General features: G+C 59.8%; 16 protein-coding genes. 9 read left to right on the top strand and 7 right to left on the bottom strand.

What is annotated here, in order from left to right:
• The first annotated feature begins 127 nt into the window (after nt 1-127).
• The 3 genes from DKY63_RS04745 to DKY63_RS04735 are packed head-to-tail and all read left to right on the top strand — an operon-like array spanning nt 128 to nt 3,426.
• The gene (locus DKY63_RS04745; protein ID WP_110963030.1) at nt 128-2,266 is read left to right on the top strand and encodes an FUSC family protein; all 2,139 of its coding nucleotides are present in this window, start codon (nt 128-130) and stop codon (nt 2,264-2,266) included.
• Nucleotides 2,256-2,456, top strand: a complete 201-nt coding sequence (locus DKY63_RS04740) for a DUF1656 domain-containing protein (protein ID WP_110963029.1) — start codon at nt 2,256-2,258, stop codon at nt 2,454-2,456. The genes DKY63_RS04745 and DKY63_RS04740 overlap by 11 nt, the downstream gene beginning before the upstream one ends.
• Before the next feature lie 4 nt (nt 2,457-2,460).
• Complete coding sequence (locus tag DKY63_RS04735) at nt 2,461-3,426, top strand: efflux RND transporter periplasmic adaptor subunit (RefSeq protein ID WP_110963028.1); 966 nt, start codon at nt 2,461-2,463, stop codon at nt 3,424-3,426.
• A 112-nt stretch (nt 3,427-3,538) separates the two neighbouring features.
• Here DKY63_RS04735 and DKY63_RS04725 read toward each other — a convergent pair whose 3' ends face one another.
• On the bottom strand, nt 3,539-5,101 hold the full coding sequence (locus DKY63_RS04725) for an ArnT family glycosyltransferase (RefSeq protein ID WP_110963027.1): 1,563 nt from the start codon (nt 5,099-5,101) through the stop codon (nt 3,539-3,541).
• Between the two features lie 434 nt (nt 5,102-5,535).
• Between DKY63_RS04725 and DKY63_RS04720 the strand changes: the two genes are divergently transcribed.
• The gene (locus DKY63_RS04720; protein ID WP_110963026.1) at nt 5,536-7,110 is read left to right on the top strand and encodes an ArnT family glycosyltransferase; all 1,575 of its coding nucleotides are present in this window, start codon (nt 5,536-5,538) and stop codon (nt 7,108-7,110) included.
• Nucleotides 7,111-7,471: 361 nt separating this feature from the next.
• On the opposite strand, the gene DKY63_RS04715 is transcribed toward DKY63_RS04720, so the two are convergent.
• From DKY63_RS04715 to DKY63_RS04700, 4 genes are all read right to left on the bottom strand, one after another.
• Nucleotides 7,472-8,896 carry an efflux transporter outer membrane subunit gene (locus tag DKY63_RS04715; protein WP_110963025.1) on the bottom strand — a complete coding sequence of 475 codons (1,425 nt, stop codon included), beginning with the start codon at nt 8,894-8,896 and terminating at the stop codon, nt 7,472-7,474.
• Nucleotides 8,896-12,084: an efflux RND transporter permease subunit gene (locus DKY63_RS04710; protein ID WP_110963024.1), complete on the bottom strand. Its 3,189-nt coding sequence runs from the start codon at nt 12,082-12,084 to the stop codon at nt 8,896-8,898. Before DKY63_RS04710 ends, DKY63_RS04715 begins: the two co-directional genes overlap by 1 nt.
• A 15-nt stretch (nt 12,085-12,099) precedes the next feature.
• Nucleotides 12,100-13,353: a multidrug efflux RND transporter periplasmic adaptor subunit MexE gene (gene mexE / locus DKY63_RS04705; protein ID WP_110963023.1), complete on the bottom strand. Its 1,254-nt coding sequence runs from the start codon at nt 13,351-13,353 to the stop codon at nt 12,100-12,102.
• Nucleotides 13,354-13,655: 302 nt separating this feature from the next.
• On the bottom strand, nt 13,656-14,573 hold the full coding sequence (locus DKY63_RS04700) for a LysR family transcriptional regulator (RefSeq protein ID WP_110963022.1): 918 nt from the start codon (nt 14,571-14,573) through the stop codon (nt 13,656-13,658).
• A gap of 281 nt (nt 14,574-14,854) precedes the next feature.
• Here DKY63_RS04700 and DKY63_RS04695 point away from each other — a divergent pair, with 281 nt between their 5' ends.
• From DKY63_RS04695 to pgm, 4 genes are all read left to right on the top strand, one after another.
• On the top strand, nt 14,855-15,877 hold the full coding sequence (locus DKY63_RS04695) for a zinc-dependent alcohol dehydrogenase family protein (protein ID WP_110963021.1): 1,023 nt from the start codon (nt 14,855-14,857) through the stop codon (nt 15,875-15,877).
• Between the two features lie 566 nt (nt 15,878-16,443).
• Nucleotides 16,444-17,916 (top strand): hypothetical protein, encoded by a 1,473-nt coding sequence (locus DKY63_RS04690; protein ID WP_110963020.1) that lies wholly within the window; start codon nt 16,444-16,446, stop codon nt 17,914-17,916.
• 67 nt (nt 17,917-17,983) lie between these two features.
• Nucleotides 17,984-19,384 (top strand): PLP-dependent aminotransferase family protein, encoded by a 1,401-nt coding sequence (locus tag DKY63_RS04685; protein WP_110963019.1) that lies wholly within the window; start codon nt 17,984-17,986, stop codon nt 19,382-19,384.
• A gap of 125 nt (nt 19,385-19,509) precedes the next feature.
• A complete protein-coding gene (gene pgm, locus DKY63_RS04680) occupies nt 19,510-21,156 on the top strand; it encodes a phosphoglucomutase (alpha-D-glucose-1,6-bisphosphate-dependent) (protein ID WP_110963018.1) in 1,647 nt (548 codons plus the stop codon).
• A 158-nt stretch (nt 21,157-21,314) separates the two neighbouring features.
• Here the strand turns inward: pgm and DKY63_RS04675 are convergent, their stop codons facing one another.
• Nucleotides 21,315-22,010: a pirin family protein gene (locus DKY63_RS04675; RefSeq protein ID WP_110963017.1), complete on the bottom strand. Its 696-nt coding sequence runs from the start codon at nt 22,008-22,010 to the stop codon at nt 21,315-21,317.
• A 277-nt stretch (nt 22,011-22,287) separates the two neighbouring features.
• Between DKY63_RS04675 and DKY63_RS04670 the strand changes: the two genes are divergently transcribed.
• A complete protein-coding gene (locus tag DKY63_RS04670) occupies nt 22,288-24,762 on the top strand; it encodes a UvrD-helicase domain-containing protein (RefSeq protein ID WP_110963016.1) in 2,475 nt (824 codons plus the stop codon).
• A gap of 167 nt (nt 24,763-24,929) precedes the next feature.
• Here the strand turns inward: DKY63_RS04670 and DKY63_RS04665 are convergent, their stop codons facing one another.
• The gene (locus DKY63_RS04665) at nt 24,930-25,202 is read right to left on the bottom strand and encodes a DUF1652 domain-containing protein (RefSeq protein ID WP_110967842.1); all 273 of its coding nucleotides are present in this window, start codon (nt 25,200-25,202) and stop codon (nt 24,930-24,932) included.
• Nucleotides 25,203-25,244 lie beyond the last annotated feature (42 nt).

Raw genomic sequence — 25,244 nt, 5'->3', positions numbered from 1 at the left:
GTACTGGCGAAGATTGTCGTGCATCGGCCCCTTTACCTCTCGGATAGTCGAGCACGCCGGAGTAAAACTGATCCGGCGGACCCATGCAGTGGCTACGCTTGTTGGATAACAATCAACGAGCGTCCCCATGCAAGCGCTGCTGCACTACTTCAAGGCAATCCTCCACCCCAGCCCCGGTGTGCTGTTGTTTGCCTTGAGAACTATCACCGCCGGCCTGCTGACCCTGTATCTGGCCTTCCTGTTCGACCTCGACCAGCCCAAGTGGTCGATCATGGCCGTTGTCATCGTCAGTCAGCCGCTGGCCGGCATGGCTCTGGCCCGCAGTTTCGGCCAGGTGATCGGCACCACCGTGGGCGCGGCGGTGGCAGTAGCGATCATGGCGATCTTCCCCCAGGCGCCGGTGCCTTTCCTTATTACGTTGTCGCTGTGGCTGGCGCTCTGTACCGCCGGCGGCACCTTGTTGCGCTACACCAGCTCTCAGGCGTTTGTGCTCAGTGGCTACACGGCGGTTGTGGTGGGGTTGTTGGCGGTGCCGGATCAGGACGGTACCTTCCTGCTGGCGGTGACCCGCGTCACCGAGACGCTGCTGGCGGTGGCCTGCGTGTGTGTCGTCAGCTTACTGACCGCACGCCCGGAGGCCGTGGCCAAGGATTACTTCACCCGGATCGATCAGGTCATCAAGCTGCTGGCGACCCATGCCTGCGCGGTCATACGCACCGAGGAAAGCGAAGAGGACTTCAACCGTCGGCAAATGCAGTTGCTGGGACAGATCAGTGCGCTGGAAGGCGTACGCCGGCATTTGTATTACGACGCGCCGCGTTTGCGCAGTGCCGACGATCTGGTGCAATTGCTCGGCAACCAATTGCTGTTGCTGACGGCGCGGCTGACAGCCTTGCGTCACCAGCGCGAACTGTTGCTGGCACGCTGGCAAGGCAAACTTCCCGAGGAAATCCAGCAGTTGCTCAGTGAAGAGCTGGTGTTTCTCGACACGCTGGCTCAACAGGGGCGGGCGCTGTCCAGCGAACAGCGGCACCAGTTCACCACCTTGCAGCAGCGTTTCGACGCACTGGCTTACCGCGCGGAACAGTTGACTGAACCCTTGAAACCCACCTTGCGTTCGCTGTCCTGGTCACTGCGCTGGGAGCAGGCGCGCATGCTGCAGCAGCTGGACACCATCCTGGAACTGGCCGATGCGATCCAGAGCGGACGCAAGGCCAGCAGCCTGTATCGCGGCCAGGCCAACCCGCTGCACCTGGATTTCACCCTGGCGGCGATGAATGCCATTCGCGCCTATTGCGCGCTGATGGTGGCGGGCCTGATCTGGATCGAGACCGGCTGGGATGGCGCCCGGGGCGGGATGATCGTGACCGGCATCCTGTGCTCGCTGATGGCGACTTTTCCCCGACCGTTGATGGCCGCCCAGAGCTTTGCCAGGGGCTTGGGAATCGCTCTGGTGGCGTCTGCGGTTCTGCAGTTCGCACTGGTGCCGATGATCAGCAACTTCGAATTGTTGGCCCTGGTGTTGGCACCGTTGCTGTATGCGGTCGCCGTGGGATTGTCGAGCCCGCCCACCACCGGTACCGGGATCGGCCTGGGGCTGATTACCTTGTTGATGCTGGGGCCGCAGAACACCGGGTTGGGGCAGAACACGGCGATCCAATGGTTCGAATTTGCTGGCGCTTATGTCTGTGCTGCCACTCTGGCGTTGAGTGTGTATGCCTTGATCTTCCCCTTCAGGCCAGTGTTGCGCATTCGTCGTTTGCACCAGGAAAACTGTGAGCAGGTCTACGCCTTGCTCAAAGTCCCGCCCACCGATCAAAACCAGTTTGCCTTCGAAAGCCGCATGGTCGACCGCCTGACCATGATGCTCGGCCTGTTGCCGGCGATTTCGGACAAAGCCGCACGGGATCTGTTTCAAGTCAGTCTTGGCTGCCTGGCATTGGGCATCGCCTTGAACCAGCTCCGGCAGCAATCACAAAACAACGTTCTGCTGAGCCCGACGTTGCAAACCCGGCTAACGACCACCGTTCGCGAAACCGGGCGACTGGTAGCCGGCCGGCCGGACATTGACGTCGATGCCGTGCTCGGCAACCTGCACGCGCTGGGCGATGAACTCGATACGCTGCATTCCAGCGTCCATGACCAGTTGTGGTCAGTGTTTCGCATGCGCGTGGCACTGCTGATCGTGGTGTCGTTCCTGGAACGCCACCGTCGCCATTTCGAACCCGCCTCGGCGCAACAGGGAGTCCCGAGCCTTGCCCATTGATCTGGAACTGGGTGGTGTCTACCTGCCGCCGATTGCTCAGGCGCTGCTGCTGGGCCTGCCGATTTTTCTGGTGCTGGACTGGATCCTGCGACGCCTGGGCGTGTTGCAGTTTGTCTGGCATGAAGCCTTGTTCGAAGGTGCCTTGTACGCCTGTGTGTGCGCGACGCTGATTCTGGTGATGGGAGCCTGATGCCTTGAAGAAGATCCTTGCCCAACTCACGACACTGGCGGTGGTGGCACTGGCGTTTGTGCTCGGCTGGTTTGCCTGGGAACACTACACCCGTGCCCCCTGGACCCGGGATGCGCGGGTGCGGGCCGATGTGGTGACGTTGTCCGCCGATGTCGCGGGGCGCATCGTCAATCTCGGCGTGCAAGACAATCAGCACGTGGACAAGGGCCAGTTGCTGCTGGAAATCGACCCCTCGCGGTATGCCCTGGCCGTGGACCACGCCAAACGTTCGGTGGAAGTAGCGAAGGCCGCGCTTGGCCAATCGGAAGCCACCATCGTCGCCAGCCAGGCGTTGCTGCGCCAGCGTCAGAGCGAGGAGCGCCGTCGCCGAACCCTCAAGGAACGCTCGGCGATCTCCGGCGAAGAGTGGGAAAAATCCAGTACCGACGTGTCGGTGGCTCAGGCCGATCTGTTGCGCAATCAGGCCAACCTGGGGTTTGCCCAGGCCAACGTGCAACTGGCCGTAGCCGCACTGGCCGAGGCCGAGCACGATCTGGAGCGTACCCGGGTCGAATCGCCGGTCAGCGGTTACGTCACCAATCTGTTGACCCGGCAGGGCGACTACGCCACGGCGGGCGGACCGTTGGTGGCGCTGGTGGACAGCGATAGTTTCTATGTCAGCGGTTACTTCGAAGAAACCAAGCTGCCGCGAATAGGCGAGGGCGACCGGGTCAACATCGAGTTGATGAGTGGCGAACGCTTTGGCGGCACCGTGCAGAGCATCGCCTTTGCCATCGCCGACCGGGAAAACCTGCCCGGCGGGCGGTTACTGGCGAACATCAACCCCAGCTACACCTGGGTCAAACTGGCGCAGCGGGTGCCGGTGCGGATCAAGATCGATGATGACTATGCCGGCAAGGACAAGTTGCGGGCGGGCACTACCGCCACTGTGACCGTCCAGGAAGCCCGCCAATCTGAAATACACCACTGAACCCTGTGGGAGCGGGCTTGCCCGCGATGGCGGCTGCACATTCAACATTGATGTCGGTTGATCCACCGTCATCGCGGGCAAGCCCGCTCCCACATGAAAGGCGCGTTGCGCTTCAAGGATTTCCCGCCGTTTTCACGTTGGGAATGAACGCGGCACTGCCCGATTCATGAACGCGAAACAACCGGGCGCCGTTGTTGGGCCTGGTGGTGATCAACTGATGGTCGGCAGTCAGATAATCCAGCGGCAATTGTGTGAGGTCGTCGTACTGCTCCACGATGATCGTGCGTTCAGGATTCCAGGTCTGGCCACTTTGTTTTTCCAGCCACGCCATCAGTGCTGCGCTGTCGCCTGTTTTTGGAATGTCTGAATCCGGGGCCACGTAGTAGAACGGCGATCCCTGATTTTGCAGATACATGGGCAGCTTGTTGTCGACATCCACCAGCACCATGCGCCATTCGTTCCACGGCGCGGTCTTGATGGCTTGCGCACGCACATCCCGGGAAAACTGCATGACACCGCCACCCCCACCGTTGGTCCAGGGATAGACAATGCCAAGTACCACAAACAACACTCCCGCGGCAGCGGCAATGCCCTTTGTCCAACCGAGCCCGCTGACCTTGCCGGCTGCCTTGCGCTCGGCCATTCGCCGGGTGACCCACCACGCGGCCAGCAGTTGGGCAAATGGCACCAGGGGCAATACGTAGTAGCTGCGCCGACTGCCACTGGCGGTGAAAAACAGGAACAGCAATGTCAGGCCCCAGATCAACCAGCGAATGTTGGGTTCGGTGTGCTTCCAGTTTCGTACGGCCACCCACAGGCCGAGTATCCAGCACGGCGCCCAGGGCAAGGTATAGACCGGCAGATAGACCAGATAGGTATAGATCGGGCCCAGGTTGTCGAAGGGGTGGAAAAATCGAACGACGTTTTCCCGGAACACCAGGCCAAGCCCGCTTTCCCCATAAGCCGGTGCACCGTAGCGGTGCGACAGCATGAACGGCACCAGGTAGACCACACCCGCGATCAGAACGGCCAGGCACATGCGCCCATTGAGATGGCTTTTACAGCGTCCCTCGCCAAGCAGATGTGGCAGTAGCAACAGCCCGGGAAGGATGAATCCGATCAAGCCTTTGAACAGCGACGTCAGTGCCAGAATCAGGAAAAATACGAGGTACCGGCTCAGGCGCGTGTCGTCCGGGCCGCGCCAATACCACCAGACAGAGGCCAGGACACCGCAAACCGTCAAGATGTCCGCCGTGGCTACCCGAGCCCAGAAAACGAAAAAGAAAGTCGTCGCCAGAAACCAGCCGGCAATCAAGCCCGTGCCTTTGCTATAGAGCTGCTGGCCGATCAGGTAGACCAGCCAGATGCTCAGCCAGGCCGCCACGACCGAAGACAGCCGTAGCGACCAGTGTCCGAGACCGCCCATCAGATGGGCAGTGGCGGTAATCAACCAATAGGAAGGCAGAGGCTTGTCGTAATAGGGCAGGCCCTTGAGGTAAGGGTCCAGATAATCGCCTGATTGCAACATTTGCAGGGCGATGTTTGCCCAGCGCGTTTCTGCGCCCCAAAGCTCTCTTGCTCCCAACCCGAATAGCAGCAGTAGCGCGGACACACCCAGCAGCAGTATCAGCGCACCCTGGTCACTTTTTAAAAATCCGACTAACGATTTATTCATGACAATTTCACATTTTGCGCTCGCCGTGGCACCGGCAAACGGTTGGAGCGCAAAGCTATCTGGCGAAATGTGATGACGATGTCAGTAGATTGCGAATAAACCATTAGTTTTAATTTAAATAGGTACGCCACAACTTTTGAGATGATGCCGTGATTCGTAACATGAAAATAACTTAATGCAATTAGTCGGGGGTGTGCTTCATAAGTGCAATGTAGCTCACCAAACTTTCACTTCTTTTTAACAATGGGTACTCCAGACTTCACACTCCAGGCTGCGCAATGTTGGCAACGCAACAGGGCCAATTCGGGTGGAATGACCCGGATTTGTTCGTAACGCGGCGTCATTGAAGGCGCACCGCTCCCGCTAACTTGTGTGCATTGCATACAGAGATCAATCACATGTTCTCCCCATCATTGCTCCAGCCGCCAAAGGCTATGCGAATGCAATCGTTCGCGCTGGGTCTCTTTACTCTGTTGCTGTTCGTGATGGTGAGCAATCATCAGGCGTTCATTGGCTTCGACTCGCGGTTCGTGATGTTCGCTCAGGAAATGCTGCGCCATGGGCCCAGCATTTTCCCCACGACCTACGGTGAGCCTTATGCTGACTACAGCGCAATGTCGACGTTGTTCATCTATCTGCTTTCGTTGCCTTTCGGACACGTGACGAGCTTCACCGCCTGGCTGCCTTCCTCGATTGCCGCGGCGGTGATCGTCACGCTCATGTACCGCCTGCTCGCGCCGTACTCACCAAAGTGGGCGCTGGTCAGCATCGCGTTGATGCTGCTGAGTGTGACGTTCATTAGTGAGGTAAGGGCCGTATCACTGGACCTGATGCTTGCGGCGGTTTCATTCGCGGCTTTTTATCTGGCCTATGCTGCCGATCACTTCAATGCTCGCCGGCGTCTGGCCGGGTTATGTGTCTTGTTGGTACTGGGCTTTGCCATTCGCGGGCCGATCGGCCTGATCCTGCCCACCGGCATGCTCTGCAGTTATTACCTTTTCAGTGGTCAATACCGGCGGATGTTGAGCTTTGGTGTGGTTGCCCTGGCACTGCTGGTCATCTGTATCGGCTTGCTTTTGTGGCTGGCCGACATCAGCGGTGACGCAGCCTTTGTGCAGGATGTCATTCGCATGCAGGTGACGGGACGCATTGATGGCAGCGAAGGCTCCAGCGGTGCGTTGTTTTACTTCACCAGTTCCCTGGGCAATTACGCGTTGGCCTATCCACTGGCCTTACTGACATTGGTCGGCGTTCTGGCCGGTGAAAGAAGTGATCGCGGGCCGCAATGGCGGCTGATGATGTTTTGCGTGGCTGCCGGTTTGATCGTGTTGGTCGGACTTTCGATTCCGCAGGCTAAAAAAGCTCGCTATCTGTTGCCGATGTTACCGATGGCGGCCATTGTCGCGGCTTATCCGTTCCAGGCAGCGAGCGGTCGATTTTTTGCCGGTTTGAGACTGCTGATACAAGGGCTCTGGCTGGTGCTGCCAGGTGTGTTGTTCGGTGTTGTGTTGATTGCGCATCACCGCCTGCCGGATTCATTGCCCTCCATCAGGTTGGTCCTCGGGCTGCTGGTTTTCTTGCAAATAGCCGCATTGGTCCTGGTGTTCAAACCACATCTCAGAGTGCCAGGTCTTGCGTGTTGTGCGGTGCTGGCCGTGTGGTCGGCCTTCATCCTGTACGTTGAACCCATTCAACGAGACATGTATGACACGCGCCAATTCTCCCGAGCGGTTCTTGAGCGGATGAACAGTGATTCCGAACCATTGGTGCTGCATGGCATGGGCAAGGACGCGAAGGCAATCAAGTTCATGGTCAATACCGATACCGACGTTCGACCGATCTTCACCGAGACGCCCGAACAACTGGCGGCTGTCAAAGCGCCGGCCTACATCGTCATGAGTCAGGAGTCTTACCGCAAACTCCCTTCATCGCAGGTCTCGCCACTGACGCCGGTGTTGAGTGGCCGCTTTGATAAAGATGACTACGTGCTGCTGCGTCTTGCGCCTTGATGCTGGGTGCCAGCGATCAAAAAAACCTGTGGAAGCGGGCTTGCCCGCGATGAGGCCGGCACATCCAGCATCAATGGCGCCTGACACACCGTCTTCGCGAGCAGGCTCGCTCCCACAGGTTTTGTGTCGTTCTCAAATCATGCAATCAACACAAAAACCTGTGGGAGCGTGGCTTGCCCGCGATGAGGCCGGCACATCCAGCATCAATGGCGCCTGACACACCGTCTTCGCGAGCAAGCTCGCTCCCACAGGGATTGGCAGTGTTGCCTGGAGTCGCAAAAAAAAGCCCCGCGACCGAATGAGGCGCGGGGCAAGGAATTTGGTTGGTTGCGGCCAACCAAAGGAGCGCTGTAAAGGCCGGTTACTTGCTGGCTACCGTTGTCTCCGGTTGCCAGCCGCCACCCAAGGCCTTGTAGATGGCGACGATGCCGCGATACAGATCGATTTCAGCCTGGGCCTGAGTATCTTCTGCCGCCAGACGCTCACGCTGGGCGTCGAGCAGCACGAGGAAGTCGGCGGTGCCTTCGCGGTAGCGAATTTCGGCCAGATCGGCTGCCGAACGGCTCGATTCACTCTGGCGAATCAGCGAAATCAAACGCTGTTGGCGCTTGTTGTAGTCGCTGAATGCGTTTTCCGATTCTTCCAGGGCCAGCAGCACTTGCTGCTCGTAGGTCGCCAGTGCGCCTTCGGCATCGGCGTCGGCGCCGCGGATGCGGGCTTTTACGCTACCCAGGTCAAACGCGGCCCAGGTGATGCTCGGGCCCAGCGCCCAGGCGTTGGCCGCCGAAGAGCCGATCTGTGAACCCCGCCCGGCGGTCCAGCCGAGGAAGCCGCTGAGGCTCACGCGAGGGAACAGGTCAGCCTTGGCCACGCCGATCCGCGCGGTGGCCGAGGCCAGCTTGCGTTCGGCACTGAGGATGTCCGGACGACGTTGCAGCAACTCGCCCGGGTTACCGATCGGCAAGGCTTTGGCGATCGCCGGCAGGTCTTTCGGGCTCAGGTCCACGGTCAACTTGTCCGGGCGCTCCCCCAGCAGGGTGGCGATACGGTTCTTTTGACGAACCTGCTCGGCCTGCAGTTGCGGCACGCTGGCTTCCACCGACGCCAGGCGCGCGTCGGCACGCTCCACATCAAGCTGATCGCCGACGCCGGCATCACGCAGGCTGATGGTGATCTTGCGTGACTCCTGCTGGTTCTGCAGGTTGGCCAGGGCGATCTTCTCCCGCAGTTGCGCACCGCGCAGCTGACCGTAGGCGTCCACCAGTTCGGCAATCATGGTCACTTGCAGCTGATACAGATCGGCTTCAAATGCCTGTTGCTCGGCGTCCGCCGACTCCAGGTTGCGCTGGATGCGGCCAAACAGGTCGATCTCCCACGCCATGTCCAGGCCCAGGTCGTAGCGTTCGCTGTTGACCCGGTTGGTGGTCTGGCCCGGAATCTGGCCTTTGCCCAGGTCACTGCTGACCCGGCTGGTGATGGTCGGCATGGCGTCGTTGCTGACGTCGTCGCGGATCGCCCGTGCCGCCTTCCAGCGGGCGAAGGCGACGCGCAGATCACGGTTGCCCTTGAGCGATTCGGTCACCAACTGGTTGAGGGTCGGATCCTCGAACTGCTGCCACCAGATGCCTTCGAAGCGCGAGCGGTCGAAGTTCTTCTGGCCGGCTGCACCATCGGTGGCCGTGGTGATGTTGGCAGGCTCGTTTGCTGGGGTCTTGTAGTCCGGGCCGACGGCACAGGCGCTCAGCGCCAGTACCAGCAGGCTCGGCAGAAAGGCTTTCAGACTCATTAATGCGACTCCAGTTGCGATTGCACTTTCAAGGCCTTGGCTGCCTTGCGGGCTTCACCGCGCTCGACGAAGTTGCGGATCAGTACATAGAACACCGGCGTCAGCAACAGACCGAAGAAGGTCACCCCGAGCATCCCGGAGAACACTGCTACACCCATGGCGTGACGCATTTCGGCACCGGCACCGCTGGAGAACACCAGGGGCACCACACCCATGATGAACGCGAAGGAGGTCATCAGGATCGGCCGCAGACGCAGGCGGCAAGCTTCCAGTACCGCCGCCAGCGGGTTCATGCCTTCCTGCTGTTTATCCTTGGCGAACTCGACGATCAGAATCGCGTTCTTACAGGCCAGCCCCACCAGTACGATCAAGCCGATCTGGGTGAAGATGTTGTTGTCGCCACCGGACACAATCACCCCGGTAATGGCCGACAGCAGCGTCATCGGTACGATCAGGATCACCGCCAGCGGCAGGCTCCAGCTTTCGTATTGAGCGGCGAGCACCAGGAACGCCAGCAGCACACAGAGCGGGAACACGAACAGCGCGGTGTTGCCGGACAGAATCTGCTGGTAGGTCAGGTCGGTCCACTCGTAGGTCATGCCGTTTGGAAGTTCTTCCTTGAGCAGTTTCTCGATGGCTTTTTCGGCCTGGCCGGAGCTGTAGCCGGGGGCGGCCGCACCGTTGATTTCAGCGGTGATGAAGCCGTTGTAGTGCATCACGCGGTCCGGGCCCGAGGTGTCGCTGACCTTGATGAAGGTCGCCAGCGGGATCATCTCGCCCTTGTTGTTGCGTACTTTCAACTGACCGATCTGGTCGGATTCGAGGCGGAACTGTTGCTCGGCCTGAACGTTGACCTGATAGGTACGACCGAAGCGGTTGAAGTCGTTGGCATACAGCGAACCCAGGTAGATCTGCAGGGTGTCGAAGATGTCGCTGACGGCCACGCCGTGGGTCTTGGCTTTCTCGCGGTCTATGGCGGCATCGACCTGCGGCACGTTCACGGTGTAGCTGGTGAACAGGTTGGCCAGTTCCGGCACGTTATGGCTCTTGGCAATGATGTTCATGGTCTGCTTGTACAGCTCGTCGTAGCCCAGGTTGCCCCGGTCTTCGATTTGCAGGCGGAACCCGCCAATGGTGCCCAGGCCTTGTACTGGCGGCGGCGGGAAGATCGCCATGTAGGCTTCCTGGATGTTCGCGTACTGGCCGTTCAAGGCACCGGCAATGGCCCCTGCGGACATGCTCGGGTCCTTACGCTCATCGAATGGCTTCAAGGTCACGAACACGATGCCGGCGTTCGGGCTGTTGGTGAACCCGTTGATCGACAGGCCCGGGAAGGCCACCGCGCTTTCCACGCCCGGCTGTTTCAGTGCCAGGTCGGACATGCGCTTGATCACGTCTTCGGTGCGATCCAGGCTCGCGGCGTCCGGCAGTTGCGCGAAGGCCACCAGGTATTGCTTGTCCTGGCCAGGCACGAAACCGGTCGGGGTGCTGGAGAAACCGAAGAAGGTCAGCACCATCAGGCCTGCATACAGCAGCAGGGCGATGCCGCTGCTGCGGATGACCCGGCGCACGGTGCCGACATAGCCATGGCTGGCCTTCTCGAAGAAGCGGTTGAACGGACGGAACAGCCAGCCACCGAAGAGCTTGTCCAACACCTTGGAGAAGCGGTCTTTGGGTGCATCGTGACCTTTGAGCAACACGGCCGCGAGCGCCGGCGACAGGGTCAGCGAGTTGAAGGCCGAGATCACGGTGGAGATCGCGATGGTCAGGGCGAACTGCTTGTAGAACTGGCCGGTGAGACCGGAAATGAACGCAGCCGGTACAAACACCGCGCACAGCACCAGCGCCGTGGCAATGATCGGGCCCGTTACTTCACTCATGGCCTTCTTGGTGGCCTCGAATGGATCGAGCCCCAGTTCGATGTTCCGCTCGACGTTCTCCACCACCACGATGGCGTCGTCCACCACGATACCGATCGCCAGTACCAGGCCGAACAGCGACAACGCGTTGAGCGAGAAGCCAAACAGGTGCATGACGGCAAAGGTACCGATCAGCGACACCGGCACGGCGACCAGCGGAATGATCGAGGCACGCCAGGTTTGCAGGAACAGGATCACCACCAGCACCACGAGGATCAGCGCTTCGAAGAGGGTGTGAACCACCGCCTCGATGGAGCCGCGCACGAAGATCGTCGGGTCATAGACGATGCTGTAGTCCATGCCCTGCGGGAAGCTCTTCTTCAGCTCTTCCATCTTGCCGCGAACTTCGTTGGAAATTTCGATGGCATTGGAGCCTGGGCGCTGGAAGATCGGGATGGCCACGGCCGGCTGGTTGTTCAGCAAGGAACGCAGGGCGTATTGGCTGGAACCCAGTTCGACGCGGGCGATGTCCTTCAGGCGAGTGATTTCACCGTTGTCGCCGGCACGAATGATGATGTTCTCGAACTCTTCCTCGGACACCAGACGGCCCTGGGTGTTGATCGACAACTGGAAGCTCTGGGCATTCGGCGCAGGAGGCGCGCCCAGTTGGCCGGCGGCCACCTGGCGGTTCTGTTCGCGGATGGCGGTCACCACATCGGTGGCGGTCAGGTTGCGCGATGCGGTCTTGTTCGGATCGAGCCAGACCCGCAGCGAGTAATCGCCCATGCCGAACAGTTGCACGTCACCGACACCACCCAGGCGCGCCAGTTCATCCTTGATGTTGAGGATGGCGTAGTTGGACAGGTAGAGCATGTCGTAGCGTTTGTCCGGCGAGGTCAAGTGCACCACCATGGTCAGGTCGGGTGACGCCTTGTCCACGGTGATACCGATGCGCGTCACTTCCTCGGGAAGCTTCGGCTCGGTGCGGGTCACACGGTTCTGCACCTGCACCTGGGCGTTGTCCAGGTCGGTGCCCAGCGCGAAGGTGATGGTCAGGGTGATCTTGCCGTCGGCGGTCGACTGCGAGGACATGTACAGCATGTTCTCGACGCCGGTGATGGCCTGCTCCAGGGGAGCAGCCACGGTTTCACCGATGACTTTTGGGTTGGCGCCAGGGAAGTTGGCACGCACCACCACGGTTGGCGGCACGACTTCCGGGTATTCGCTGATCGGTAACTGAAACAGCGAAATGGCGCCGGCGATCAGGATCAACAGCGATAGCACTGCTGCGAAGATCGGCCGCGAAATGAAGAATTTGGAAAAATTCATCGGAGTTTTTATCCCTTAACCGCGTGGAGTCACGGCAGCCACTTTCACAGCCGTACCCGGCGCGACCTTGGCAGGCGCGACTTGGGGCAGGTTGCTGGCTTCCAGTGCTTGTCGTTGTTGTGCCAGGGCCGCGAGGGTTTGCTCGCTGGCCATCGGGATCACTTCAGGAGTCACTGGCGAGCCAGGACGCACCCGCTGCAGGCCCTTGACGATGATGGTGTCGTCCTTGTTCAGGCCGCTGCGCACGATGCGCAGGCCTTCGATCTTCGGACCCAGCTCAACCGAGCGGTAGGCGGTTTTGTTGTCGCCATCCATCACGATCACGAACTTCTTGCCCAGGTCAGTGCCGACCGCTTCATCGTTGATCAGCATGGCGTTGTAGGTGCCGCTGCCCACCAGTTTCAGGCGCGCATACAGGCCCGGGGTGTAGCTGCCGTCGCTGTTGTCGAACACCGCGCGACCACGGATGGTGCCGGTTTTCGGGTTGACGGCGTTGTCGACGAAGTTCATCTGGCCCAGGTGCGGGTTGCCGTCTTCGTTGGACAGGCCCATGTACACCGGGGTGGTCGCGCCTCGTTTGCCCTGGCGAGCGAGCTGGGTGTATTTGAGGAACACACGCTCGTCAGCGTCGAAGTAGGCGTAGACCTTGTCGGTGGAGACCACGCTGGTCAGTGGCGTGGTGTCGGCGGTGACCAGGTTGCCGGCGGTGATTTCCGCACGGCTGACGCGGCCGCTGATGGGCGCGGTGACGCGGGTGAAGCTCAGGTTCAGCTTCGCCAGATCCAGCTGGGCCTGCAGGGCGCCAACGGCGGCGCGGGCTTCCTGGGCGGCGCTGGTGCGCGAATCGGCCAATTCGGCGGAAATTGCATTGCTGGTACGCAGGCGCTCACCGCGCTGGGCTTCGTTTTCGCTGCGGGTCGCATTGGCGCGGGACTGGGCAACCAGGGCCTCGAGACGACGGACCTCAGCCTGGAACGGACGCGGGTCGATCTGGAACAGCAGGTCGCCTTTCTTGACCAGCGCACCTTCAGTGAAGGCCACTTCATCGATCTGACCGGAGACCCGTGGACGGATCTCTACGGTTTCCGGTGCTTCAAGGCGCCCGGTGAACTCGTCCCACTCGTTGACCGGTTGCTCCAGCACCTTGGCCACGCTGACCTTGGCAGCGGGCGGGGCACCTGCGGTTTCGGGCGCCTTGCCGCACGCGCTGAGCACCACTACGGCCAATAGAGCCAACGGGAAGCGCAAATGTTTGAGTGACTGTTCCATGGATGCATCCGCCAATGTATTGAGATGGGCGAATGATGCTGGGCGGGCGGATATCGCACGAATCGAATGGGGCGAAGGTAACTATCATTCGGAATGATAGGAGCGCGGGGGCAGCTCTCTAGACTGCGCCTTTTGACTGGGGGCGATCAATGGGTTTGAGGTAATTCACTCTTTCTGAAAATACACAAATCCCCTGTAGGAGCGAGCCTGCTCGCGATGGAGGTCCAGGCACCGCGGGCATTCAGGCAGCCAGCATTCTCGTTGACGACCATCGCGAGCAGGCTCGCTCCTACAGGTTGCGATTAACCAAGGCTATCCGGATCCCCGAAGAACATCTGAATCCGCGAGCGCAACCAACGCTCCCCCGGATCGTTGTCCTGGGATCCGCGCCAGGCCATGTGCAGCTCGAAACTGCGCACCGGCAGCGGTGGGTCTTCAGCACGCACACCACCGGCGGCCGTCAACGCATCGGCGGTGTAGTCCGGTACGGTGGCGACGATGTCGGTGCCGGAGAGGAGGGTGCTCAGGCCGTTGAATTGCGGAACGGCGAGGACCACGTGGCGTTTGCGTCCGAGCTTTTCCAGCTCTTCATCTATAAAGCCACTGAGGTCGCCGGCGAAGGACACCAGCGCGTGGGGGCGCGCGCAGAAGTCGTCGAGGCTCAGGGGGCCGGGCACCGAGTCGGCGCGCAGCAGTTTTGGCGAGCTGCGGCGCAGCACTTTGCGCTTGGCGTTCGCCGGCAAGTCGGTGGTGTAGCTGACGCCGATGGAGATCTCACCCGAGGCCAGTAACGCCGGCATCAGGATGTAGTTGACCCGCCGCACCACCAGCACGATCCCCGGCGATTCGGCACGCAGGCGCTTGAGCAGCATCGGCAGCAGGGCGAACTCGACGTCGTCCGACAGCCCGATGCGGAACACTGCGTTGCTGGTGGCGGGGTCGAAGTCGGCCGCCCGGCTGACGGCGGTGGAGATCGAATCCAGCGCCGGAGAGAGCAGGGCGAAGATTTCCACGGCCCGCGCGGAAGGTTCCATGCTGCGGCCGGTACGGACAAACAATGGATCATCGAACAACCCGCGCAGACGCGAAAGCGCCGCACTGATGGCCGGTTGACCGAGGAACAGCTTCTCTGCAGCGCGGGTCACGCTGCGTTCGTGCATCAGGGTTTCGAATACGATCAACAGGTTCAGGTCGACACGACGCAGGTCATTACGATTCATCTGGAGTCCTGGCAGAGTCAGCAAACTTGACGTGAGCGGCCATATGAGAACAATGGCCAGCAGGAATATTACGGGCAAAGGCTGGTACTCTGCACCGATAAATTGAGATTTTCCTGCAAGGGCTGGTCAGATTTCTTACACGATTGAACGGCATTGGACGACGTTCCCCGCAGCTGCGGAATCAATGACAGGCATGTCGACTATTAATAGCCACTGATAGTGTTGGGTCGAAAGCCCAGCTAGAGTTCAGGGCATTAGAGGTTCATTTGGCGAGGTTTGCGATGTCCCGCACTATTCGTTTTCACAAGTTTGGTTCAGCCGAGGTGCTCAAATGCGAAGAGCATGCGGCGGCTCTGCCTGCACCCGGCGAAGTGCAGGTGCGAGTCGAAGCCATTGGTATCAGCTGGTACGACATTCTCTGGCGTCAGAATCTGGCGTCGTCCCACGCTCGTCTGCCTTCGGGCCTTGGCCAGGAAATGGCCGGGATCGTGACCGCAGTCGGTGAAGGTGTCGATGACCTGGCCGTGGGCGACAAGGTCGCCAGTTTCCCGGCCGAAAGCCCGAACGATTACCCGGTCTACGGCGAGCAGATCGTGCTGCCACGCTCGTCCTTGACCCGATATCCGGACGTACTCACCCCGATCCAGGCGGCTGTCCATTACACGCCGCTGCTGGTTGCCTATTTTGCCTACGCCGATCTGGCGCGGGTCAAACCCGGCGACTTCGCCCTGGTCACCGATGCCAGCCATTGCTCCGGTCCATCCTTCGTGCAACTGGGCAAGGCGCTGGGTGTGCGGGTGATAGCCGCTACCAAGTCGGCGCAAGAGCGTGAATATCTGCTGGCGCTGGGTGCCGAGAAAGTCATCGTGACCGAGGAAGAAGACCTGCTGATGCGGGTCAACAAGATCACCGAAAACCGTGGCGTGAACGTGGTGTTCGATGGCTTGGGTGGCCCGCAGATGTCACTGCTCGGTGATGTGCTGGCTCCGCGTGGCAGCCTGGTTCTGTACGGCCTGCAAGGCGGCAACCAGACACCATTCCCGGCCTGCGCGGCGTTCCAGAAGAACATCCAGTTTTTCGTGCATTGCATCGGTAACTTCACCGGCAAACCGGAACTGGGCATCATCCAGGACAAAGTCGCCCTGCAACGCGCCTTGCGTGACATCAACCAGCTGACCGCCGATCGCGTTCTGCTGCCGCTCGAGACCCGGGTCTTCCCGTTTACCGAGTTTGTCGAAGCGCATCGCTACATGGGTGAATGCCCTTGCCGCGAAAGGGTCGCGCTGCAGGTTGAACCGGCCTGATCCCTCCCCGAAGAGTCCGTGCCCCCACGGACTCTTTTGCTTTATGCACCTTTTAAAAGCCAACGCCCGTTGACTGATTGACGGAACAGTTCAGCAACTGAACTGGTTTTTGCTCTGGATCTGTAGCTTCTAATCAGTAACTAAGCCCTGATAATTGAATGATTACTTTCATCTCAAGGAATGAGTCATGGCTGGGTATCTATTCGATACTTTTCATTGCGCTACACCGCTGTCTATTCAGAAGGCAGCGCACTTCTTTGCTGTTGTAGAACAATCGTCTGCAACTTCTTTCTTTATTTCCTGTATTCATCGTCCGTGGGACTCTGTAAGACATTTCCTAGGATGTTGCGCGCAAACACAAATGTCCTTTAAACCCGTGGTCTTACGGTGTCACGCGTGTGCGCAAGGTGCTGAAAGGGGCGCCACCTCATCAATGCTGATCTGAAAACTTAAGTGTTAGCATTTGGTAATAAAGCCTGTCGCCAACTTCACTCACTGACTATTCCCTGCGCCGTGCGTGCGGCTGTCTGCACTAGATTCAACTTACGAGTATCAGGTAAATAACGATGACCAATATCCATGACCAAGCCATGAACTATGTCTATCAGCAAATACTGCAAAGACTGTTGAGTTTTTTTTCCCGCGCCGAGCGAACAGCCTTGCAATTGCTGATCCAGCGCCTGGGGGTTGCCGCCGGCGGTATGGAGCGGATCGGTGAGTTCAAGGTATTGGCTATTCATTCAGGAACCCGTGATAGCTGCTACACCTTGGCGTTATTGCGAGCCGCGCAACTGACGATCGCCAGCCGGTCGCCGAAAACCTTCCGGTTGCGGGTGGCGAGCCTGCGTCTCAATGATTGCAACCCGATTGCCCTGGAAAACATCCATCGCACCAATAACGCCTTGTTCCTGTATGACGATCCACGGGTCGAGGTGCTGATGGTCGATAACCGCGAGGTGCTGGCGTTCGACCGTGCCGCGCCGATTTCCCCGGCCGGGCGCGCAATCAATCGCACCAATCTGTTGATGCTGGGGCATCGCCGAGTGTGGGACGGGTCGCTTGATCTGTGGGACGACATCTATCTGGCCAGCGGTGAGTTTTACGCGCAAATCTCCCGCTGGAACCATGGCGTCGATGCCTTGATCAGTAGTGACTCATCGCGTCGGCGCAAACACTTCATCGAGGGTTTGCGACGGGCAGCAATCAAGGCCGAACTGCACTGCTCGAATCTCCATGAGCCCGACAGTGCGGGACTGTTTCCGCTGCTGGACGAGTTGGGCAACCAGGGCTACCAGCGCTTTTACAGCGAAGACGAACAGCCGTGGCGCCCACTCGATCAATTTGAAATCTGCCGCCGCGCGACGGTTATCGACATCCACGACATGCTGGTCGGCAACAGAGAAGAGCGCTGGCCCCTGCTCACCGAGTTCCTCGGGTTCAAGTCCGACGAGTTATCGGCACAGCTCAGTGACAACGATTACGTGGGGTTGGCGGTGTCGGCGCACGTGCGCGGGTTGCAAGCCTGTTTCGTGCAGGGAGGCACCTACGAATCGGGCATTGCGCATTACCTGCAACGGGCCTTGATCATGATGCGCCGCAATCAATTGCCAGAACGCCTGTGCGAACAGGCGATGGAGGTGCTTGGCGACCCATTGACGCTGGCGGAGTTGCGTGCCCGCGCGACGACCGAGGCGCAAAGCAGCCTCGGCCTGAGCGAGGCGCAATTGGTCTGCATGCTGTTTGCGCCCTTTGGCAACAAGGCGGCGCTGCTTGAACGCTTTCTGCGCCAGTGCCATCCGGGCATGCTGGTGGCCTTGCCGGAGTTGCATCGGGCAATGCAGGGACACCCGGTCGTGGATCAGATCATGCAATGGCTGGTGGATGTCAGCGGGCTGTCGGTCAGTCTCATTGGCAAGCTCTATCGCATGGCGCCACTGTCGACCCTGGAAATCGGGGCTGTCGAATCCACGGGTGGTGATCACGATGAGGAAACCGGTGAAGACGCGTCCCAGGTGGGCGAGCGGTCAGCGGGTCGTTGAACGTGGGTGGTTTGACAGGAATCTTGAGGCCGCGTGACAAACAACCTCGCACCTGTGGCCCGATCCCATGAAAGAGCCCCGTGAATCCGTTTTTGCCTACCAGGCGGTTTATCGCTACCTGACCAGCATCATCGATGAAAGCGCCAGCGACTTGCACGTTCGCCTGCCGTCATTGCGCCACTTGGCCGAACGCCTGAACGTCTCGATCTCGACCATTCAGTACGCCTATTCGCTGCTGGAGAAAGAGGGGCGGGTGTACTCGGTGGCCAAGTCCGGCTATTACGCGCTGCCCGCACCCGCCATCAATGTGCTCTACCAGGGCAATGACTTGCTTGAAAGCGTCTACGTCAATGCCCGACGCCCGGGCATGCTGGTCCTTTGCAGCGATGAACCGGCGCTCTTGCAGTCGATCGACAGCCCGTTGTTGTTGCAGGAAAGAGAACTGCTGCGTCAGTACCCGCGCCAGCCACAACCGAATTCGCAACCCTGCGGCGAACTTGAGCTGCGCATGGCGTTGGCGGCGCGCTACACCACATCCCCCGTGCGTTGCTGGCACGCTGATGATGTCTACATAGGCGCTGATCTTCGTGGGGTGCTGGAGATTCTGATTGCCGTGCTGGGCCTCAAGGATGCCGTTGTGGTGGTCGAATCGCCTTGCGACTGGGTGATTCTGCGACTCTTCCAGGGGGCGGGCGTGCGGGTGATCGAATGGCCCCTGCAGGCCAATGGCAAGCTGCATCACGATCGACTCAAGCACCTGCTGGAAACCGAGCCGGTGCGCCTGGTCATGGTGTCTTCGGGCTTGAATATGCCTCGCGGCAGCCAGGCGCCGGATGAGGACCGCCAAGCTGTTGCGCAATTGCTGGAGCGTCATGAGTGCTGGGTGCTGGAAAACGACTGTTACACGGAGTTGGGGTTCGAGGCGCCCGGCGTGCGTTTTCGCGACCTGCTGGCCCCGCAGAGGCTGATGATTTTTTCCACATTCGAAAAGATCATCGGGCCAGAGGCGCCCTATGGCTATTTGCTTTCCCGTCAGCTGAGCGGCGAATGGCAGCGACATTTCCTGCTGCGAGCGTTTCGCCTGTCTTCGATTCGCCAAAAAGCCATTGCTCGTCTGTACAGCAATGGCCGTATCGATCAGCACTTGCAATTGCTGCGGCGCAGGCTCAAGGAGAGCAAGACCCGGATGACCCACTTGTTGCAGGAGCGGATGGGCGAGACCCTGCAGTTCGTCGAGCCGCAAGGAGGGGCAACGATCTGGCTGCGTTCGTCGCGGCGGGTCGATGTGCGCCAGGTATTTGAACGCCTGCTCAATGAGCAGGTGGTGATCGCCCCCGGTGAACTGTTCAGTCTCCAGGGCTTGCACACCCAGCATTTGCGCCTGAGTCACAATGTTGGCAGTGAGCATGACCTTGTGACTGCGCTGAGCCTGTTGGGCGACGCCTTGCGGAGGGAGGCGATCGACTGAACGGGATTGCTGCAGATTTATAACAGTGCGCCGGGGCAATGCCGGGATCTATAACGTCGCGCGATGGTCAAACTGCCAGTAAACTGCGTTCCATCTCCTGAACCACTCTATTCCAGAGGTTTTGCATGACACTCAGTCCTTTTGCGGGTAAACCGGCACCGGCAGAATTGTTGGTCGACATCCCGCGACTGGTTACGGCGTATTACACCGGCCAGCCTGATGCCGCCATTTCGACCCAGCGCGTGGCGTTCGGCACCTCCGGGCACCGAGGCAGCTCCTTCGACCTGAGTTTCAACGAGTGGCACGTGCTGGCGATCAGCCAGGCGATCTGTCTGTATCGCGAATCCCAGGGTATCGACGGGCCGCTGTTTGTCGGCATCGACACCCACGCATTGTCGACCCCGGCCGGCGCGAGCGCCCTGGAAGTGCTGGCGGCCAACGGCGTGACGGTGATGATTGCCGAAGGCGACGAATACACGCCGACCCCGGCGGTTTCCCACGCGATCCTTTGCTACAACCGCGGGCGCACCTCGGGCCTGGCGGATGGCATTGTCATCACGCCGTCGCACAATCCGCCGCAAAGCGGTGGCTACAAATACAACCCAACCAACGGTGGCCCGGCCGATACCCACATCACCAAGTGGATCGAGGCCAAGGCCAACGAACTGCTCGCCAACAAACTGGCCGGCGTCAAGCGCATCAGCTACGAACAGGCCCTGAAGGCCAGCACCACCCATCGTCACGACTATGTGAACACCTACGTTGCCGACCTGATCAACGTCATCGATTTCGACGCCATCCGTAACGCCAAGCTGCGTCTGGGTGTCGATCCGCTGGGTGGAGCAGGGGTGCGCTACTGGTCGGCGATTGCCGAGCATTACCGCCTGGACCTGGACGTGGTGAACAAGGAAGTGGATGCGACCTTCCGCTTCATGACCGTCGACTGGGATGGCCAGATCCGCATGGACCCATCGTCCACCCACGCCATGCAGGGCCTGATCGGCCTGAAAGAGCGCTTCGACGTGGCCTTCGCCTGCGACCCGGACCATGACCGTCACGGCATCGTCACGCCGTCCGGCGGCCTGTTGGCGCCGAACAACTACCTGGCGGTGTCCATCGACTACCTGTTCCAGAACCGTCCGCACTGGCGCGCCGATGCCGCCGTGGGCAAGACCGTGGTCAGCAGCGGTTTGATCGATCGTGTGGCCAAGCGCCTGGGCCGTCGCCTGTACGAAGTGCCGGTCGGCTTCAAATGGTTCGCCGACGGCCTGTTTGACGGCTCCCTGGGCTTTGGCGGCGAAGAAAGCGCCGGTGCCTCATTCCTGCGCAAGGACGGCGGCGTCTGGAGCACCGACAAGGATGGCCTGATCCCGGCACTGCTGGCGGCCGAAATGACCGCTCGCACCGGTCGTGATCCGAGCCAGGCGTATCGCGCCCTGACCGATGAACTGGGTGAACCGTTCTCGGTGCGGGTCGATGCCAAGGCCAATCCGCAGCAGAAAGCGCTGCTGAGCAAATTGTCGCCGGATCAGGTCACTTCGACCGAACTGGCGGGCGAAGCGATCCAGAGCATCCTCAGCCATGCACCGGGCAACGAACAGGCCATTGGCGGTCTGAAAGTCATGACCGAAAACGGCTGGTTCGCGGCGCGTCCATCGGGTACCGAGGACATCTACAAGATCTATGCGGAAAGCTTTGTCAGCGATGAACATCTGAAGCAGTTGGTGGCGGAGGCTCAGACGCTGGTGGATGGCGCGATTTCGGCGAAATAAGTGATGGCCCTGTCGCGGGCAGGCCTTGCTCCCACAGTGGAACGCATTCCCCTGTGGGAGCAAGGCTTGCCCGCGATGACGGTCTTATGAGCGACACAATTCAAAAAAAAGGGGCGACCATTCACGGTCGCCCCTTTTTTTGCCTCGTGTTTAAAGGATCAAGCCAGATCCACCAGCACGATCTCGCTGTCTTCAATCGCCGTCACCCGCAACACCTGCTCATCGGCCACTGCAATACCGTCTCGAGCTTGCGCGCGCAAGCCATTGACTTCTATGACACCGGTCGCCGGAACCAGGTAGGCACGACGACCGCTGTCCAGGCGGTACTCGGCGCTTTCGCCAGCCTTGAGGTTCGCCGCCACCAGCCGTGCATCGGCACGGATGCGCAGGCTCTGGTCGTCGCCGACCTTGCCACTGGCCAGGGTCACGAAACCTTCGCGTCCATCTTTCGGGAAGGGTTTGGCGCCCCAGGACGGTGCCAGTCCGGTTTCATTGGGGATGATCCAGATCTGGAAGATCTTGGTCGGCGTCGCCTCCAGGTTGTATTCGCTGTGGGCGATGCCGGTACCGGCACTCATCACCTGAACGTCACCAGCCTCGGTGCGACCCTTGTTGCCCAGGTTGTCCTGGTGGCTGATGGCGCCTTCACGGACATAGGTGATGATCTCCATGTCCCGGTGCGGGTGCTGGGGGAAACCGGTGCCGGGGGCGATCACGTCATCGTTCCAGACCCGCAGGTTGCCCCAGTTCATGCGCTTGGGGTCGTAGTACTCGGCGAACGAAAAGTGGTGATGGGCATTCAGCCAGCCGTGGTCTGCACCACCGAGCGAGTTGAAAGGTCTGAGTTCAAGCATGATCGTCTCCTGAAAGGGTTCGTCATGGGGCAAGGCGCCTGAGCCACGAAGAGACCGTTGGTTGATGACGGGCATCATCCACCAGGTAACGATCAGGAAAAAGCGTAAAAAGTGCCTCATAACAATCGAATACTTTGATATAAAATCCGCTCGAAACGTTCTCATCCGGCTTTCAGTTCATCGCATAACCCAATGAGTCATAAGCAATTCACTAGTACTCAGCGGCAAATGCAGACACCATAGCCGGCAACAGCCTCTCACCCTGGAGTCCGTCCGCGTGTCGCAACACACTCCCGATCTTCCCCCTGAACTTCGTCCTCTGGCCGAGATGCCGCTGCTCAAGCGCCTGGCCGCCCGATTCTTCGGCCACGGCCTGACCCGCCTGCGTGCACAACACCGGGCATCCTGGCTGCATGGCCAGGCGGACGGCTTTCGCAGCGGGCACACCGCCGGGGTGGAATATGGCTATAAGGAAGGCAAGGCCGAGGGGCTGGAAGAAGGTCGGCAGGTCCTGCTGATTCGCGACTCGCGCAGTACCGAACACCGGCCACCGAATATCGATGACCACCTGTTTGATGACTGGCGCCTGCCGCTGAGCGCCGAGCTGAAAAAACGCATGAAGGCTGATGTTGCGCGTCTGTTGCCGGCCCATGCGCAACCCAGTGCCGCGCAGTGGAAAATGATTTTCAGCGACACCCCCTCGACCTCGGTGATCGCCGGCGCCGGTGCCGGTAAATCGACGACGCTGGCCTTGCGCATTGTGTTGCTGAGCCATTACCTGGGGTTTGAGTTGGACTCAATGACCGTGGTGACCTTCACCCGCGAGTCGCGCAAGGACTTCATCAATAAGCTGATCGAGTTGTTCGCCCTGTGGGGACGGGCGCTGAGTTACAAGGATGCACGGGATCTGGTGCGTACCTTCCACTCGCGCATTCTGCCGATGGTTCGCAGCCTGCCGGGCTTCGAGCGCTTGCAGGCTTTCGAAAACCTCAGTTTGAATGAGCAAAAGGGCGGCGATGATGCGGACAGCAACCCGTTCGACCTGCGCATCAACGATGCCCAGCGCCAGCAACTCAATGCCTGTTATCACGCCTTGCATACCCGCGATGAACGTTTCCGCGAACTGATCAAGCCGTTGTCGCGCCACGCGCTGCAACTCAAGGGGCTGGAGCGCGATCACCCTGATGTACAGAAACGCGTGGCCGTTACCGAGCTGGCGGCCAGGCGCGATGAAGAACTTTGCGACGTTGTCGAGGACTTGTGGTTTCGCGCAGGTGCCTGGCCCATCAAAGGCATTGAGCCCAATCGGCAAGTCTTTGATATCAACGGCTCGACATTCCATAGCCATGGCTACATTCCATCCCTGGATGCCTGGGTGGTGCTGGGCTTCGATCCTCGGGAAAACCCGCAGGTCTCGCGCCAGAACGCCAAGCTGAGCGTGCGGGCGGAGTGGGCGGTAAAGCGCACCCTGTTTCAAGCTTTCTGTCGTAAACCATTGATTTGGCTGGATAGCTACGAGTCATCCCGGCGTGTCCTTTCATCACTTGCCGGTGATGCCAGTGCCGGGCCGGGCTTTGATTACAAGGTCAAGGGCGAGCTGGCTTCGGCACCGTTGCTGGACTGTTTCGTTGCGGCCGCCGGGTTTATCGAGAACCTCGGGCTGGATGTGCCGAATGCCGTCAGCCAGATGAGTTTTGCCAAGGACGATCCGGACCGGTTTTTCTTCGAGGCCCTGAGCCTGTACTGGCGGGCACTGGAAGATCATCTGCTGGACCAGAAGCCGCCGATCATGACCTACAACCGGATGTTCGCGCTGTTCAGCGAGCACTCTCCGGAAAACCTCAAGTTGCTCGGCGATGAGCTGCTCAGGCCGTTGTCACACCTGATGATCGACGAATTTCAGGACGTATCACCGCAGATCGTTTCGTGGATCCGCGCCAGCCTGGCCGAGATCCGCAGTCGCGGGCCGGCCATGCACGTAGGGCGCGGGGCCCAGCGTTCGTCGCTGCTTTGTGTCGGGGACGACTGGCAGTCGATCTACGGCTGGCGTGGCAGTTCGCCGAGTTACTTCATGGAATTCAACAAGACGTTTTCCTCGCCGAGCACCACCAAAGTCATGCTCAGCGACAACTACCGCAGCCATCAATACATCATCGATGCCGCCGAACACATCGTGCGCGCCGCACCGGCGATTGCCGGAAAGAAGGCCAAGGCCAGTGGCGAGCCGAAGGAGCTGCTGCCGGTCAACGTGCTTGATCGCGATGACCAAGGTTTGGCCAGGCAGTTGATCGAGCACTACCGAAAGGGTGATTCGATCTTGATGCTTTATCGAAAAAGCAGTGATAAGTCATTGATACATGAGCATATTCAGTCTGTAGTTAATGTTGATTCTAGCTTGCCACATGAAGCGCGGCGCTTGAAACAACTGACCTATCACAGCGCCAAGGGCCTTCAGGCGGACGCGGTGTTCCTGCTGGGCGACTGTCAGCACCTGACCAGTTCCCCCTACAAGAATCAGGTGTATCGCATGGCGGGCTTGGGCAAGGCCGGTGATAACGAGGCGTACGACAATGCGCAGAAAGACGAAATCCTGCGCCTGGCGTATGTGGGCATCACCCGTGCGGTGAGCCATTGCTACTGGTATGTCGATGCGCAGGATACCCAGGCGGCGAACATGCCCAGGGCGTCGGACCGGATTGGCAAGGGCAAGGCGTTTTTTGTCGATCATCGGCAGGGCAAAACAACCGGTTAGATTCCCTGTAGGAGCGAGCATGCTCGCGAAAAACGTCCAGACAACGCGGGTATCCAGAGAGTGCACGTTATCGTTGACGTTCATCGCGAGCATGCTCGCTCCTACAGGGTTTTGTGTCGCCCAACAAAAAGCCCACATGACGTGGGCTTTTGATTCTCAATGGGCTGTCAGGCATAGCTCCTGAGGGCCACCGGCGGGACGAACGCTTCGAGTTCATCCTCCACCGCTTCGATTATTCGTTCGACGTCCGCAGCATTCATGACCGTCGCGCAAGGGATACCGGCAATGGCGATCATGGTCTCGCCACTGGCACGATCAAACAGACGGGCAATCATGCTGCCCGGCGCATCCATGCTCGCCTCGAAACCCATGGGATGAAAATGCCAGCGCATCAGCTGGCAGGCATTTGGAAAAGTGACTTTGCTGAACCCTTTATTCATATGTTGCCCGCCTTCTTCATCGAGCGCTTCCATTAGCTCATG

The sequence above is a fragment of the Pseudomonas putida genome, assembly GCF_003228315.1.
Taxonomy (GTDB): Bacteria; Pseudomonadota; Gammaproteobacteria; order Pseudomonadales; family Pseudomonadaceae; genus Aquipseudomonas; species Aquipseudomonas putida_S.
This window is presented reverse-complemented; position numbering and strand designations above follow the sequence as displayed.